Genomic DNA, 14,928 nt, shown 5'->3' with positions numbered 1-14,928 from the left:
CTATCACTACGAGGACAACCTGGTGATGGTGGGCTTCGTGGTGCACCTGAACTACGAGAACCCGTATCTGTATCCCTACATGGAGTTCCAGCGCTTCAAGCACCACCCGATGGTGGCGGAACTCCTGGACGGCGGCAAGCGCATCTCCTATGGCGCCCGCGCGATCAGCGAGGGCGGCTGGCAGTCGCTGCCGGAACTCAGCTTCGACGGCGGCGTGCTGCTGGGCTGTTCGGCGGGCATGGTCAACGTGCCGCGCATCAAGGGCAACCACAACGCGATGCTCTCGGGCATCGAGGCGGCGGAGGCCGCCGCCCGCGCCATTGCCGCAGGGCGCGAGGGGGACCGGCTGACCGACTACGACGCGGCAGTGCGCACCGGGGCGATCGGCCAGGACCTGCGGAAGGTGCGCAACGTGAAGCCCGCCTGGTCGCGCTATGGGTTGTGGCCCTCGCTGGTCCTCGGCGGCATGGACATGTGGGGGGCGGGTCTGACCGGCCGCAACATCCTGCGCACCTGGAAGCACGGCAAGACGGACGCGGAGGCCACCGGCAAGGCGGTCGACTTCAAGCCCATCGACTATCCCCGGCCCGACGGCAGGCTCAGCTTCGACCGGCTGACCAACGTGGCCTTTTCCTTCACCAACCACGAGGAAAGCCAGCCCTGCCACCTGCGGCTGAAGGACCCGACGATCCCGATCCGGGTGAACCTGCCGGAATACGCGGAACCCGCGCAAAGATACTGCCCGGCGGGCGTCTACGAGGTGGTGGAGGACGCATCGGGGCCGCGCTTCGTGATCAACTTCCAGAACTGCGTCCATTGCAAGACCTGCGACATCAAGGACCCCAGCCAGAACATCGTCTGGACCACGCCGCAGGGCGGCGACGGCCCAAACTACCCGAACATGTGATGAAAAGGGAAGGGGGCGGCGTTGCCCCCCGTCCGGGACCGCGCTAGGGTCGTGGCAACGATTTTGTGATCTCCGGGATGGACCCCTTGACCCTGACCCGCCCGAATCTGCCCCTGATCGCCGCCCTTCTGGCGGCGCTGTCGTTGCCCGCCCAAGCCCAGGACCGGCCCGAACCGCGCCCCGAAGGCGGCACCCCCGCCGCGCCCCAGGCCGAGGAGCCGAAATCCGATCCCGCGCCGCTGACCTTCGGCCTGGCCGGGCCGTTCCTGGCCGCGCGCATGGCCACGGTGGAAAACGACTTCGGGGCCGCCGCGCGCTTTTTCGTGCAGGCCGTGGCCCATGACCCGCAGGACCGCTTCCTGCAGGACAGTGCCCTGGTCGCCCTTGTGTCCGCCGGGGAAATCGACCGCGCCGTCCAGCTTGCCAACCGCATCGGCAGCGACGGACCCCCGACCGAGCTGTCGCGCCTGATCCACCGCGCCGACCTGGTCCATGCGGGCGATTGGGACGGGCTGCTGGCCGATGTCGGCACGCCCACGGACGTGGAGTCGGAAGCCGACCTGCTGGCCGGGATGCTGCGGGGGTGGGGCCTTTTGGGCGCGGGCAAGGCGGAAGATGCCCTGGCCGAGTTCGACCGCCTGGCCAAGCTGGAGGGCGTGGCGCCCATGGTGAACTATCACCTCGCGCTGGCCCGCGCCCTTGTCGGCGATTATGAAAGCGCCGAGGCGCTGCTGGCCGACGAAACCACCGGCGCGCATATCCTGGGCTTTGCCGCCCGTGCGCAGATTCTGGCGCAACTGGAACGCCGCGACGAGGCGGTGGCCATGATCGAGGCCATCCCCGGCATCGAGGCCGAGCCGCAGCTTCTGGCGCTGCGCGACCGGCTGAATTCGGGGCAGTCTGTCCCCTTCGACGTGGTCAAGACCCCCGCCGACGGCATCGCGCAGGTGTTCCTGACCTTCGCCTCGGCCCTGGCGTCCAGCCCCGATCCCGAACCCTTGTCGCTGATCCACGCCCGGCTGGCCGCCTGGCTGTCGCCCGACACCGCCGAGGCGCGGCTGATGGCGGCGCAAATCCTGCAGGAACGCCAGCAGTTCGACCTGGCGGAGCCCGAATTCGACGCGCTGCGCCGCATGGGCCAGATGCGCCCGACGGCGGAACTGGTGCGCATCGACAGCCTGTCGCGCGCGGGCCGCACCGACGAGGCGGGCAAGGCCGCCCTGTCGCTGACCGCCGCATACCCTGATCTGCCGCAGGCCTGGATCGCGCTTGGCGACCTGTTGCGCCAGCAGGAGAAGTTCGCCCAGGCCGTGCCCGCCTATGACAAGGCCTTGGCCCTGCTGGAGGATGCCCCCGCTGATGCCCGCTGGTTCCCGCTTTATGCCCGCGGCATCGCGCTGGAACGGTCGCGGCAGTTCGACCGGGCCGAGGCCGATTTCCTGGCCGCCATCGAGATCCGCCCGAACCAGGCCAGCCTGCTGAACTATCTGGGCTACAGCTGGATCGACCGGAACGAGAACCTGGACCGTGCGCTTGGGCTGATCCAGAAGGCGGTCGAGCTGTCGCCCGAGGACGGCTATATCCTCGATTCCCTGGCCTGGGCCTATTACCGCCTCGGCCGCTATCAGGACGCGGTCGCGCCGATGGAGGCCGCCATCCTGACCATGTCCCAGGATCCGCTGGTCAACGACCACCTGGGTGACATCTACTGGAAGGTCGGCCGCCACCGCGAGGCCGAGATCCAGTGGCAGCGCGCCTTGTCGCTGGACCCGACAAAGACCGACGATGTCGATCCCGACCGCATCCGCGCCAAGCTGGACCGGGGCCTGGACGCCGTCTTGGCCGAGGAAGCCGCAAAGGGCACCGGGGAAACGCCGGTCTCGCAGCCGCAGGCCGCGAACGACTGACCGATGCCCCCTGTCGTCGAGGCAGCACCTGCCAAGCTGAACCTTGCGCTGCATGTCACGGGCCGACGCGCGGACGGCTATCACCTGCTGGATTCGCTGGTGGCCTTTGCCGGGGTGGGCGATGTGGTGACGCTGGAACCGGGGCCTTTGTCGCTGCGGATCGACGGCCCGTTCGCGGCCGGGCTGTCCACCGACGACAACCTGTGCCTGCGCGCTGCCCGGCTGGCGGGGGCGGATGCCGCGATCACGCTGACGAAGACCCTGCCCGTGGCCTCCGGCATCGGCGGCGGGTCGGCGGATGCCGCGGCGGTGCTGCGCGGGCTGGTCCAGATGGGCCATGCGCTGCCCTTGCAGGCCGAAAGGCTGGGCGCCGATGTGCCGGTTTGCCTGGCATCAGGCCCCGCCCGGATGCAGGGGGTGGGAGAGGTCGTAACCCCGCTGCCGCCGCTGCCGCCGATCCCGCTGGTGCTGGTCAATCCGGGCATTGCGCTGTCCACGCCGCAGGTCTTTGCCGCGATGGACCGGCGCGACAATCCGGGGCTGCCCGCCATCCCGCGCTTTGCCGGTCTGGCTGATCTGACCGCATGGCTGGCGGGCACGCGCAACGACCTGGAACCCGCCGCCCTGTCCATCGCCCCGGCGGTCGGACAGGTGCTGGACGCCCTGCGCACGACCGGGGCGGCTTTCGCGCGCATGTCGGGGTCGGGGGCCACCTGCTTCGGGTTCTACGACAGCCCGGACCGCGCCCGCATTGCCGCCACGGCGTTGAAACGGCATGGCTGGTGGGCGGTCGCGACGGAACTGGCACCGCCCCTCGCGGCCCGCTAAAGTGGCGCAAAATCCTGGGGGAACCATGCTGCGTCTTGGCGTCAACATCGATCACGTCGCAACCATCCGCAACGCGCGCGGCACACCCTGGCCCGACCCCCTGCGCGCCGCGCGCCTGGCCGAGGAAGCGGGCGCCGACGGCATCACCGCCCATCTGCGCGAAGACCGCCGCCACATCAGCGACGCGGACATCGACGCGCTGATGGCGAACCTGACGCTGCCTCTGAACCTGGAAATGGCGGCGACCGCCGAGATGCAGGCCATCGCCCTGCGCCACCGCCCCCATGCCGTCTGCATCGTCCCCGAGAAACGAGAAGAACGCACCACCGAAGGCGGCCTCGACGTGGCGGGAAACGAGGCGATGCTGGCCGACTACATCGCCCCCCTGCGCGAGGCGGGCTGCCGCGTGTCGCTGTTCATCGGCCACGATCCCGCCCAGATCGAAGCCGCCGCCCGCATCGGCGCGGCGGTGGTGGAACTGCACACCGGCGCCTATTGCGACCTGGACACCGAGGGACGCCTGGCCCAACGCGACGCCGAACTGGCGGGCCTGACCCGAGGCGCGGCCCTGGCCGACAGCCTGGGACTGGAGGTCCACGCGGGCCACGGCCTGACCTTCGACACCGTCGGTCCCATTGCCGCCATCCCGCAGGTCAGGGAACTGAACATCGGCCATTTCCTGATCGCCGAATCGGTCTTCACCGGATTGGGCGAGGCGATCCGCGAAATGCGCCGCTGCATGGATGGGGCGCGCTAGGAATGACCTTCCAACCCATTCAATTCAAAACCCTGAATGCCAAGCAGATCGAAGTCTACAACTTCCACAAAATTGCCGCGCGATTGGCCGATTACGGCTATCATTCCATTTGGCTCAGCGACGACTGGCAGGGCGCAGATTTCTTGGCTGTCCATGTCGATGGCAAGACGGTTCTGCGCGTGCAACTCAAGTCCAGGCTGGCAATCGACAAGAAATACCTGGGCAAGAACCTGCATATTGCCTTCCGCCATGGCGAGAGGGTGTTCGTCTATCCCCACGATGATTTCGTGACCTGGATCATTGATCGAAAGCATGTCGGTGAAATGAGCGAAGCCTGGGGCAAGAAAGGGCATTGGCATTGGTCCAGCCTGCCGGCTTGGGCATCAGCCTTTCTTGAACCCTTCTACGAATTGAGGGCTGCTTCCACATGAACCTCCGCCAGACCGGCCACATTGCCATGCAATCCCAATGACCCGCCGTTTCTTCTTCATCCAAATATCCATGATCCTGACGGGGCTACCCCGCGCATGATCCTGGGCATCGGCACCGACCTCGCCAACATCGACCGCATCGCGGGGACGCTGGACCGTTTCGGCGACCGCTTCCGCCATCGCGTCTTCACCCCCACGGAACTGGCCCGGGCTGCGCGGCGCAAGGACGAGGCGGGGACGCTCGCGAAACGCTGGGCCGCGAAAGAGGCCTGCTCCAAGGCGCTCGGCACCGGGCTGGCGATGGGCATCAGCTGGCGTGACATGGCGGTCGGCAACCTCCCCTCCGGGCAGCCGGTCATGGCGCTGACCGGATGGGCGGCCGAGCGGCTGGCGCGGATGACCCCGCCCGGGCACCACGCCATCGTTCACGTCACCTTGACCGACGATCACCCCTGGGCGCAGGCTTTCGTGGTGATCGAGGCCCGGCCCGGCACCACGCCAGCTTGACTTTGCTGCCCTCCGGTGGCCTAGAACGCGGCAATGCGGCCATTCGCCCGCACCTGATCACGAGGGACGACACCATGGCCGACAGCATGGCGGGCAAGAAGAAGGAAGGCGTGTGGGAGACGGTGAAGACCATCTTCTGGGCGCTGGTCATCGCGGGCATCTTCCGCACGCTGTTCTTCCAGCCCTTCTGGATCCCGTCCGGGTCGATGAAGGACACGCTGCTGATCGGCGACTTCCTGTTCGTCAACAAGATGGCCTATGGCTATTCGCAGTATTCCTGTCCCTTCGCGATGTGCCCGATCTCGGGCCGGATCCTCGGGTCGGACCCCGAGCGCGGCGACGTGGTCGTGTTCCGCCACCCCACGCGCGGCGTCGATTTCATCAAGCGCCTGATCGGCCTGCCCGGCGACACCATCCAGATGCGCGACGGACGGCTGTGGATCAACGGCCAGGAAGTGCCGATCACCCCCGCGGGCGAGTTCGTCGAGGTCAAGGAACAGCAGGGACCCCAAGGCCTGATCCCGCGTTGCGTGAACGACCCGGTGCCCGAGGGCGGCGATTGCATCAGCCAGCGTTTCACCGAAACCCTGCCCGAGGGGCGCAGCCACGACATCCTGAACATCCAGGACGGCGCCTTCGCCGACGACACGCCCACCTTCACCGTGCCCGAGGGGCAGTATTTCTTCATGGGCGACAACCGCGACAATTCCGAGGATTCGCGCTTTCCCCAGGAAATCGGCGGGCTTGGCTTCGTGCCGGCGCAATACCTGATCGGGCGCGCGGACCGGATCATGTTCTCGTCCGCGGGGCGGTCGTTGCTGTATTTCTGGACCTGGCGGGCTGACCGCTTCTTCAAGGCGGTCGATTGAAACCCGGCGCCGACATCCGCGCCTTCATGGCCCGGCTGGGGCACGACTTCGCGCGCCCCGAGCTGCTGGTGCGCGCGCTGACGCATGGCTCCATCGCGTCAACCACGCGCCCCGACAACCAGCGGCTGGAATTCCTGGGCGACCGCGTGCTGGGCCTGGTCATGGCCGAGGCGCTGTTCGACGCCGACCAGTCCGCCAGCGAAGGCCAGCTTGCCCCCCGCTACAACGCGCTGGTCCGGGGCGAGACCTGCGCCGCCATCGCGCGCGACATCGGCTTGGGCGATGTCCTGAAGCTGGGCCGGTCCGAGATGCTGTCGGGCGGCCGCCGGAAAGAGGCGCTGCTGGCCGACGCGATGGAGGCCGTGCTGGCCGCTGTCTATCTGGACGCGGGCTTTGACGCCGCGCGCCGGATCGTGCTGCGCCTGTGGGCGGATCGTCTGGACAGCCTGGAGGACGACCCCCGCGACGCCAAGACCGCGTTGCAGGAATGGGCGCAGGCCAACGGGATGCCGCCGCCCGTCTATGAACAGACCGAGCGCAGCGGGCCGGACCACGCGCCGGTCTTCCTGATCACCGCCCGTCTGGCCGACGGGCGCGAGGCCCAGGCCAAGGGCGCGGGCACCAAACGCAGCATCGAACAGGCCGCCGCGCAGGCGTTGCTGGACCGGCTGGAGGGCCGCGCATGACCGACACCACACCCACCCGCGCGGGCTTCGTCGCCCTGATCGGCGAACCCAATGCCGGGAAATCCACGCTGCTGAACCAGATGGTCGGCGCCAAGGTCAGCATCGTCACCCACAAGGTGCAGACCACGCGCGCCCGCATCCGCGGCATCGCCATCCACGGCGCGGCGCAGATCGTCTTTGTCGATACGCCCGGCATCTTCCGCCCGCGCCGCCGCCTGGACCGGTCGATGGTCGCTGCCGCCTGGGGCGGGGCGTCGGATGCCGACATCATCCTGCTGCTGGTCGAAGCGCATCGCGGCATGACCGAAGGCGTCAAGGCGATCATCGCCTCGCTCAAGGGTTTGGACAGCAGGACGCCGGTGGGCCTGATCATCAACAAGATCGACCGGGTCAGGGCCGAGACCCTGCTGGCCCTGTCGGCGGAACTGAACGAGGCCTATCCCTTTATCAGCACCTTCATGATCAGCGCCGAAAAGGGCTATGGCTGCGACGGCTTGCGCGACTGGCTGGCCGCGACCCTGCCCGAAAGCCCCTGGCTGTATCCCGAGGATCAGATCGCCGACCTGCCCATGCGCATGATCGCGGCGGAAATCACCCGCGAAAAGCTGACCCTGCGCCTGCACGAGGAAATCCCCTATCAGCTGACGGTCGAAACCGAGGCCTGGGAGGAACGCAAGGACGGATCGGCCAAGGTGGACCAGATCGTCTATGTCTCGCGCCCCGGCCACAAGGGGATCGTGCTGGGCAAGGGGGGCGAGACGATCAAGGCCGTGGGCCAGGCCGCCCGCGCCGAGATGGAGGAGTTCATGGGCCGCCGCGTCCATCTGTTCCTGCAAGTGAAGGTGCGCGAGAACTGGCTGGACGAGGCGGAACGGTATAACGAGATGGGCCTCGATTTCCGCGACGGCGATGCCTGAACCCCGGCTCGCGACCGGGATCTGGGTCGCGGCCTATCTGGCCCGCCTGGGGCTGGCGAACATCCCCGCCTATGTGACCGCGCGCGGCGACGAGACGGCGGGCGCGGTGCTGGTGAAATGCGCGCATCTCGACGGGACCGCCGCGCTTTACGGGCGCGAATGGGATTGGGACAGCGACAGCCGCCCCTGGCGGGTGCTGGCCCAGGGACCGGAGCGCGAGGTGGACGGGACCATCGCCCGGCAGCGCGGCTTCGATCCCGACCTGTGGGTGATCGAGATCGAGAGCCGCGACGGCCGCACGCTGCTGGATCAGCCGGGGCTGGCGTGATCCCGTTTTGCAGCCTATGCAAGCGCCATGAACGACACGCCCCCATCCGGTGATTCCCTGCGCGGCCTGGTCCTGGCCACCGCGACCTATGTCCTGTGGGGGTTCCTGCCGCTGTTCATGAAGCAGCTGGCCCATGTCCCTCCGACCGAGGTGATCGCCCACCGCGTGCTGTGGTCGCTGCCCATCGCGCTGGCCGTGCTGCTGTTGCAGCGCCGCTGGGCCGAGGTCGCGGGCGCCCTGCGCCAGCCGCGCCTGCTGGCGATGGCGGTGGTGACTGCGGCGCTGATTTCCGTGAACTGGATGATCTATGTCTGGGCGGTGGGCAACGACCACGCGCTGGACGCGGCGCTTGGATATTACATCAATCCGCTGTTCAGCGTGCTGATGGGGGCGACGCTGCTGCGCGAACGCCTCAGCCGGGCGCAGGTCGCGGCGATTGCCCTGGCCGCGCTGGCGGTGGTGGTGCTGACCGTGCAGATCGGCCGGTTGCCGCTGGTGGCGATCGGGTTGACGCTGACCTGGGGGCTTTACGCCTATTGCAAGAAAAGCCTGCCGCTGGGACCGACCCAGGGCTTCACACTGGAGGTGCTGCTGCTGACGCCCCCGGCGCTTGTCTATGTCGTCTGGCTGACGGCCAGTGGGCAGTCGCATTTCGCGGCGGGCAGCGGGTGGGACACGATCCTGCTGATCGGCTGCGGCCCCGTCACCGCCGTGCCGCTGATCTGCTATGCCACGGCGGCCAAGGAACTGCGCCTGTCCACCATCGGCATCCTGCAATACATCGCGCCCACGATGATCTTCCTGACCGCCGTGCTGGTCTTCGGCGAGCCGTTCGGGACCGCGCAGATGATCGCCTTCCCGATGATCTGGGCCGCGCTTGTCCTTTATTCCCTGTCCCTGCTGCAAGGTCCCCGCCGCGTCACCGAATAGCTTGGCACCGCCACGGCCGCGTGCCAAGTTGACGGCAGGAGGTTGCCATGGCCCTGCCGATCCAACGCATCACGCTTGTGACCCTGGGCGTCGCCGACATGGACCGCGCGCGGGTGTTCTATGAAGGCTGGGGCTGGATGCCGCATGGCGCATCCCAACCTGGCGTGACCTTCTATCAGATGAACGGCGCTGTGCTGGCCTTGTTCGGACGCGACGATCTGGCCGCCGATCAGGGCCGGCCCGGCGCGGTTCTGGGGACCGGCGCGGTCACGCTGGCGCAGAACTGCGTGGATGACGCCGAAACCGATGCGGTGTTCCAGGCGGCGATTGGCGCGGGTGCCACGGTGCTGAAGCGGCCCGAAAAGGTCTTCTGGGGCGGGTATTCGGGATATTTCGCCGATCCCGACGGGCATGTCTGGGAAATCGCCACCAACCCCTTCTGGCCCTTGTCCCCCGACGGGTCGCTGACCCTGCCCCCCGCCTGAATGGAGTGGCAGGCCGAAGGCACCGTCCTTGCCCGCCGCCCGCATGGGGAAACGGCGGTGATCCTGGACGTTCTGACCGACCTGCACGGCCGCCATTCGGGCCTGGTGCCCGGCGGCGTGTCGCAAAAGCGCGCGGCGATGCTGCAACCGGGATCGCGGCTGGATCTGCGCTGGCGGGCGCGCCGCGACGACCAGCTTGGCACCTTCGCCGTGGAACCGCTGCGCCTGCGGTCCGGCCTGATGGCCGATCCGCTGGCCTTGGCCGGGCTGAACGCGGTCTGTTCGCTGCTGGTCTTCGCGCTGCCCGAACGCGATCCCCATCCGGTCCTGGCGCGCGACACCGAACGCCTGCTGGATCTGATGGAAACCGGCGCCGACTGGGGCGCCGATTACCTGCATTGGGAAATGCGGCTGCTGGACGAGATGGGCTTCGGCCTGGACCTGTCATCCTGCGTCGTGACGGGCGCGTCCGAGGGGTTGGCCTATGTCAGCCCGAAATCGGGCCGCGCCGTCAGCCGCGAGGGGGCAGGCGAATGGGCCGACCGGCTGCTGCCCTTGCCGGGCATCCTGGGCGGGGCAGGGGACAATCGCGGGCAGGACCTGGCCGAGGGGCTGGCGATCACCGGGCATTTCCTGACCGCGCGCATCGCCGGGGAACTGGTGGGCCGCCCGGTCCCGGCCGCCCGCCAGCGTCTTGTGGACCGGCTGGCGCGCGGCCAGCCGGGAAACGCTTACTGACCCGCCCGCGCCTGATCGACCGCCGTGACCTGGGCCTGCGCCCCGGTGACGCCGCGCTCGAAGATCAGCCAGGTCAGGGGCGATTTCACCTTCAGCACGCCGCCGTAGTATTCCATCTCGGTCGCGGATTGCAGGACCGAGAAGAAGCGGTTCTCGATGGTGGTGTTCTTGCCGCAGGGCACGTTGGTCTTTTGCAGGGGCGACAGCGCGACCAGCGGCAGTTCCGCGTTGTTCTTGGCGCCATAGCCGTTGCAGGGGCCGCGGCCCGACACGCTGCTTTCCGCGATGGTCAGCGTCATGTTGCGCAGGGGCACGGTCGCGCCGTCCATGCCGACCAGGGCGTAATCGCCGCCCGGGATGAAGCCGCGATCGTCCGGCGACACGGGGGGCGTCGGTTCGCAGGCGGCAAGGGCGAATGCTGCGGCGGTCAGTGCGCCGAATGTGCCAAGTCGGGCAAGGCGGGGCATGTGGGATAACTCCTGTGGGCGATCGTCGAACGGGAATGCGGCAAAACCGCTTTGGTTGCAGCACCCTAGACGAAACGCGATCAGCCTAACAGCCGCCGGGCGATCACTTGGGCCTGAATTTCCGCTGCCCCTTCAAAAATATTCAGGATGCGTGCATCGCACAACACCCGGCTGACGGGATATTCCAGCGCAAAGCCGTTGCCGCCATGGATTTGCAGCGCGTTGTCGGCGCTGGCCCAGGCCACCCGCGCGCCCAGCAGTTTCGCCATCCCGGCCTCCAGGTCGCAGCGGTGGCCGTGGTCCTTTTCCCAAGCGCTGAAATAGGTCAGCTGGCGGGCGATCATGATCTCGACCGCCATCATGGCCAGCTTGTCGGCGACGCGGGGGAATGCGATCAGCGGCTTGCCGAACTGCTTGCGGTCCAGGGCATATTGCAGGCCCAGGTCCAGCGCGTTCTGCGCGACCCCGATGGCGCGGGCGGCGGTCTGGATGCGCGCGGATTCGAACGTCTGCATCAGCTGCTTGAAGCCCTGGCCTGTGACGCCGCCCAGCAGGTTTTCGGCGCTGACCTGAAACCCGTCGAAGCCAAGCTCGTATTCCTTCATGCCGCGATAGCCCAGCACCTCGATTTCCCCGCCGGTCATGCCGGGGGTGGGGAAGGGATTTTCGTCCGTGCCCGGCGTCTTTTCGGCGAGGAACATCGACAGGCCCCGGTAATCGGTGGTGTCGGGATCGGTGCGGGCCAGCAGCGTCATCACATGGGTGCGCGCGGCATGGGTGATCCAGGTCTTGTTGCCGGTGACGGTCCAGGTGTCGCCGTCAAGGGTCGCGCGGGTGCGCAGGCTGCCCAGATCGCTGCCGGTGTTGGGTTCGGTAAAGACCGCCGTGGGCAGGATTTCCCCCGACGCCAGGCGCGGCAGCCAATGCGCCTTCTGTGCCTCGGTCCCGCCGCCCAGGATCAGTTCGGCGGCGATCTCGCTGCGCGTTCCCAGGGAACCCACGCCGATATAGCCGCGCGACAGTTCCTCGCTGACCACGACCATCGCGGCCTTGGACAGGCCGAGGCCCCCGAACTCCTCGGGGATGGTCAGGCCGAAGACGCCCAATTCGGCCAACTCCTGGATAATCTCCATTGGGATCAGCTCGTCCCGCAGGTGCCAGCCATGGGCATGGGGGACGACCTTGTCGTCGGACCAGCGGCGGAACTGGTCGCGGATCATCTCCAGATCCTCGTCGAGGCCGGTCGCGCCAAAGGTCGCGCTGCCCTTGGCGTCGGCCATCAGCGCGGCCAGCCGGGCGCGGGCGTCAGGCGTGTTGCCCGCCATCAGCGCGCGGGCCGCGTCAGACGGTTGCCAGTCCAGGCCAAGGTCGGACAGGCGGGCGAATTCCGTCTGGCTCATCGGGATGCCGCCCGCGATCTGGGTCAGGTATTCGCCAAAGCCGATCCGGGTGATCAGGCCTTCGATGTCCCCGCCCACGCGGCCCGACCAGGCGGCAAGCTGGCGCAACGCCTCGACATAGGTCGCCAGCCAGGACAGCGCATGGGCCGCGTGCTGGTAACGCTCCAGCGCCTCGGGGTCCAGCTTGCCCTGGGGCGAGACCATGGCGCGCAGGGATTCGGTCGCGCGGGCCTGCAGGTCGGCCAGTTCGGACAGGACGGCGTCGGTGTGGTGCGGCATGTCTTTCATGGATTCGACCCTTTTGCGGCATTGCGGCATGGGTAGCGCCTTCGCAAACGCAGCGCAACAATTATGCGCATGTCACCCTTTGCGAGAACGAAAATGTCGGGCACGATGCCGGGCCAAGCGGCATTTCCATTTCCCGCCCGCGCGTTTAGCGTGGTGCGCATGTTTGGACTGGATCCCTGGCAATTCTGGACGATCTTCGCCGTCACGGCCTTTGCGGGCTTCGTGAAGGGCGCCATCGGATTCGCCATGCCGCTGATCATGGCCTCGGCCTTCGCCTCGATCCTGCCGCCGCAGACGGCGCTGGCGGCGCTGATCCTGCCGGTGCTGACCACGAACATCCACCAGGCGCTGCGCCAAGGCCCCGCCGCCGCGATGCAGTCGATCCGCGATTTCCGCTGGCACATCGCCATGGTGCTGGTCTTCCTGATGATCTCGGCGGGCCTGGCGCGGTCGATCCCGCAGGGGCTGATGTATGCGCTGCTGGGCGTGCCGATCCTGGGTTTCGCCTTGTGGCAACTGGCGGGCCGCCCGCTGGCGCTGCCCATCCGCCACCGCCGCCGGGCCGAGATCGGAACGGGCATCATCGGCGGCCTTTACGGCGGCATTTCCGGCATCTGGGGACCGCCGCTGGTCGTGCTGCTGTTGTCGCTGGGGGTGCCCAAGCAGGAACAGGTCCGCGTGCAGGGCGTGGTGTTCTTCCTGGGCGCGGCGGGGCTGACGGCGGCGCATCTGGCGTCCGGCATCCTGAACGCGCAGACCATCCCCCTGTCGGCGGCGCTGTGCGTCCCGGCCTTCGGCGGGATGCTGGCGGGATTCGCCTTGCAGGACCGCATGGATGCCGCGGTCTTCCGCCACTGGACGCTGATCCTGCTGGTCATCACCGGCCTGAACCTTGCCCGCCGCGCTTTCTTCGACTGGATCTGACATGTGTGACGCCGCCGACCTGACCGCCCGCCTGATCCGCTGCCCCTCGGTCACGCCAAGCGAAGCCGGCGCCCTGGTCCTGCTGGGCGACCTGTTGGCGGATGCGGGTTTTCAGGTCCACCGCGTGGATCGCAACGGCACGCCCAACCTGTTCGCCCGCTGGGGCGCAAAAGGCGCGCGCAGCTTCGGCTTCAACGGCCATACCGATGTCGTGCCGCCCGGCGACCTGGGGTCCTGGACCTATCCCCCCTTCAGCGGCCACACCGAAGACGGCATCATCTGGGGCCGGGGCGCGACCGACATGAAATCCGGCGTCGCGGCCTTTGTCACTGCGGCCATCGACTTCGTGCGCGAGACGCCCCCCGACGGCGCGGTGATCCTGACCGTCACGGGGGACGAGGAAGGCCCGTCCCGCGACGGCACCACCGCGATCCTCGACTGGATGGAGCAGAACGGCGAACACATGGACGCCTGCATCGTGGGCGAGCCGTCGAACCCCGAGGTGATGGGCGAGATGATGAAGATCGGCCGGCGCGGGTCCGTGACCTTCACCGTCACCGCGCGGGGCGTGCAGGGCCACGCGGCCTATCCGCACAAGGCCAGGAACCCGCTGCACGCGTTGACGGCCTATCTGAGCGACCTGATCGCCGCGCCGCTGGACCACGGGACAGACCATTTCGACCCGACCGGCTTGCAGATCACCAGCATCGACTGCGGCAACCCGGCGTCCAACGTGATCCCGGAATCGGCGCAGGCGGTGGTCAACATCCGCTTCAACGACCTGCACACGGCGGCCAGCCTGGAAGCCGACCTGACCGCCCGCGCGGCCCGCATCGCGCAGGCCACGGGCGTGACGTTGACCTTGCAGGCCCAAGTCAGCGGAGAGGCCTTCCTGACCCGACCCGGTCCCTTCGTCGATCTGGTCCGGGGCGTGGTCGCGCAGGAAACGGGCCGCCAGCCGGTCCTGTCCACCACCGGCGGCACATCCGACGCGCGCTTCATCAAGAACCACTGCCCGGTGGTCGAATTCGGCCTGGTCGGCGCCTATATGCATCAGGTGAACGAACGCGTGCCCGTGGCGCAGGTCCGGCAGCTCAAGACCATCTACCAGCGGATTCTGGAAAACTATTTCGCATGAAGATCGAACCGACCACCGACCTCGCCGCCTGCCTGGCCCTGCGCCGCACTGTCTTCATCCACGAACAGGGCGTCCCCGAGGACCGCGAGATCGACGGCCTAGACAACGAGGCCATCCACCTGCTGGCCACGCGGGACGGCCAGCCGATCGGCAGCGCACGCATCCTGCTGTCGGGCAATACGGGCAAGATCGGCCGCGTCTGCGTGCTGCCCGCCGCGCGCGGCGCGGGCCTGGGCGCGGCGCTGATCCGGGCGGCGCTTGACGTGCTGCGGGTCCAGCCGGGGATCACGCGGGCCAAGCTGGGCGCGCAGACCCATGCCTTGGGCTTTTACGAAAAGCTGGGCTTTGTCGCATACGGCCCGGTTTACGACGACGCGGGGATCCCGCATCGTGACATGACCCGCGAGCTTTGAAGGACCGA

The 14,928-nt window shown here is 68.0% G+C and carries 18 protein-coding genes; 16 read left to right on the top strand and 2 right to left on the bottom strand.

Features of this window, described 5'->3' with window-relative positions:
* The 13 genes from GIY56_RS16120 to recO form a co-directional block, all read left to right on the top strand.
* The coding region (locus tag GIY56_RS16120; protein WP_196053666.1) for an electron transfer flavoprotein-ubiquinone oxidoreductase at positions 1 to 907 on the top strand (907 nt) is incomplete at its 5' end.
* An 86-nt stretch (positions 908 to 993) separates the two neighbouring features.
* Entirely contained in the window at positions 994 to 2,814 is a 1,821-nt protein-coding gene (locus GIY56_RS16115; protein ID WP_230312575.1) for a tetratricopeptide repeat protein, read from the top strand.
* Positions 2,815 to 2,817: 3 nt separating this feature from the next.
* Positions 2,818 to 3,642 carry a 4-(cytidine 5'-diphospho)-2-C-methyl-D-erythritol kinase gene (locus GIY56_RS16110; RefSeq protein ID WP_154765887.1) on the top strand — a complete coding sequence of 275 codons (825 nt, stop codon included), beginning with the start codon at positions 2,818 to 2,820 and terminating at the stop codon, positions 3,640 to 3,642.
* A gap of 25 nt (positions 3,643 to 3,667) precedes the next feature.
* The gene (locus GIY56_RS16105; protein WP_154765886.1) at positions 3,668 to 4,399 is read left to right on the top strand and encodes a pyridoxine 5'-phosphate synthase; all 732 of its coding nucleotides are present in this window, start codon (positions 3,668 to 3,670) and stop codon (positions 4,397 to 4,399) included.
* Between the two features lie 2 nt (positions 4,400 to 4,401).
* The gene (locus GIY56_RS16100; protein ID WP_154765885.1) at positions 4,402 to 4,830 is read left to right on the top strand and encodes a hypothetical protein; all 429 of its coding nucleotides are present in this window, start codon (positions 4,402 to 4,404) and stop codon (positions 4,828 to 4,830) included.
* Between the two features lie 96 nt (positions 4,831 to 4,926).
* Positions 4,927 to 5,337: a holo-ACP synthase gene (gene acpS / locus GIY56_RS16095; protein ID WP_154765884.1), complete on the top strand. Its 411-nt coding sequence runs from the start codon at positions 4,927 to 4,929 to the stop codon at positions 5,335 to 5,337.
* A gap of 86 nt (positions 5,338 to 5,423) precedes the next feature.
* The gene (gene lepB, locus GIY56_RS16090; RefSeq protein ID WP_407946988.1) at positions 5,424 to 6,206 is read left to right on the top strand and encodes a signal peptidase I; all 783 of its coding nucleotides are present in this window, start codon (positions 5,424 to 5,426) and stop codon (positions 6,204 to 6,206) included.
* The gene (gene rnc / locus GIY56_RS16085; RefSeq protein ID WP_154765882.1) at positions 6,203 to 6,892 is read left to right on the top strand and encodes a ribonuclease III; all 690 of its coding nucleotides are present in this window, start codon (positions 6,203 to 6,205) and stop codon (positions 6,890 to 6,892) included. The genes lepB and rnc overlap by 4 nt, the downstream gene beginning before the upstream one ends.
* The gene (era, locus tag GIY56_RS16080; RefSeq protein ID WP_154765881.1) at positions 6,889 to 7,809 is read left to right on the top strand and encodes a GTPase Era; all 921 of its coding nucleotides are present in this window, start codon (positions 6,889 to 6,891) and stop codon (positions 7,807 to 7,809) included. Before rnc ends, era begins: the two co-directional genes overlap by 4 nt.
* Positions 7,802 to 8,137 carry a DUF1491 family protein gene (locus tag GIY56_RS16075; protein WP_154765880.1) on the top strand — a complete coding sequence of 112 codons (336 nt, stop codon included), beginning with the start codon at positions 7,802 to 7,804 and terminating at the stop codon, positions 8,135 to 8,137. Before era ends, GIY56_RS16075 begins: the two co-directional genes overlap by 8 nt.
* Before the next feature lie 27 nt (positions 8,138 to 8,164).
* Positions 8,165 to 9,067: an EamA family transporter RarD gene (gene rarD, locus GIY56_RS16070; protein ID WP_154765879.1), complete on the top strand. Its 903-nt coding sequence runs from the start codon at positions 8,165 to 8,167 to the stop codon at positions 9,065 to 9,067.
* A 53-nt stretch (positions 9,068 to 9,120) separates the two neighbouring features.
* Positions 9,121 to 9,552, top strand: a complete 432-nt coding sequence (locus GIY56_RS16065) for a VOC family protein (RefSeq protein ID WP_154765891.1) — start codon at positions 9,121 to 9,123, stop codon at positions 9,550 to 9,552.
* The gene (recO, locus tag GIY56_RS16060) at positions 9,553 to 10,290 is read left to right on the top strand and encodes a DNA repair protein RecO (protein ID WP_154765878.1); all 738 of its coding nucleotides are present in this window, start codon (positions 9,553 to 9,555) and stop codon (positions 10,288 to 10,290) included. It abuts the gene before it with no gap.
* On the opposite strand, the gene GIY56_RS16055 is transcribed toward recO, so the two are convergent.
* Both GIY56_RS16055 and GIY56_RS16050 read right to left on the bottom strand, forming a co-directional pair.
* Positions 10,284 to 10,757, bottom strand: coding sequence for an META domain-containing protein (locus GIY56_RS16055; RefSeq protein WP_154765877.1), 474 nt, complete (start codon positions 10,755 to 10,757; stop codon positions 10,284 to 10,286). The two genes, recO and GIY56_RS16055, sit on opposite strands and share 7 nt — an antisense overlap.
* 80 nt (positions 10,758 to 10,837) lie before the next feature.
* The gene (locus tag GIY56_RS16050) at positions 10,838 to 12,436 is read right to left on the bottom strand and encodes an acyl-CoA dehydrogenase family protein (protein WP_230312577.1); all 1,599 of its coding nucleotides are present in this window, start codon (positions 12,434 to 12,436) and stop codon (positions 10,838 to 10,840) included.
* A 168-nt stretch (positions 12,437 to 12,604) separates the two neighbouring features.
* On the opposite strand from GIY56_RS16050, the gene GIY56_RS16045 reads away from it, so the two are divergent.
* Genes GIY56_RS16045 through GIY56_RS16035 form a run of 3 tightly spaced genes read left to right on the top strand, consistent with a single transcriptional unit; the run spans position 12,605 to position 14,920 of the window.
* Positions 12,605 to 13,369: a sulfite exporter TauE/SafE family protein gene (locus GIY56_RS16045; RefSeq protein WP_154765875.1), complete on the top strand. Its 765-nt coding sequence runs from the start codon at positions 12,605 to 12,607 to the stop codon at positions 13,367 to 13,369.
* A gap of 1 nt (position 13,370) precedes the next feature.
* Positions 13,371 to 14,507 (top strand): succinyl-diaminopimelate desuccinylase, encoded by a 1,137-nt coding sequence (gene dapE / locus GIY56_RS16040; protein WP_154765874.1) that lies wholly within the window; start codon positions 13,371 to 13,373, stop codon positions 14,505 to 14,507.
* The gene (locus GIY56_RS16035; RefSeq protein WP_154765873.1) at positions 14,504 to 14,920 is read left to right on the top strand and encodes a GNAT family N-acetyltransferase; all 417 of its coding nucleotides are present in this window, start codon (positions 14,504 to 14,506) and stop codon (positions 14,918 to 14,920) included. Before dapE ends, GIY56_RS16035 begins: the two co-directional genes overlap by 4 nt.
* The last annotated feature ends 8 nt before the right edge of the window (positions 14,921 to 14,928 follow it).

The organism is Paracoccus lichenicola, assembly GCF_009708075.1.
GTDB lineage: Bacteria > Pseudomonadota > Alphaproteobacteria > Rhodobacterales > Rhodobacteraceae > Paracoccus > Paracoccus lichenicola.
Note: the sequence above shows the minus strand (reverse complement) of the source record. Positions and strands in the feature narration are given on the sequence as shown.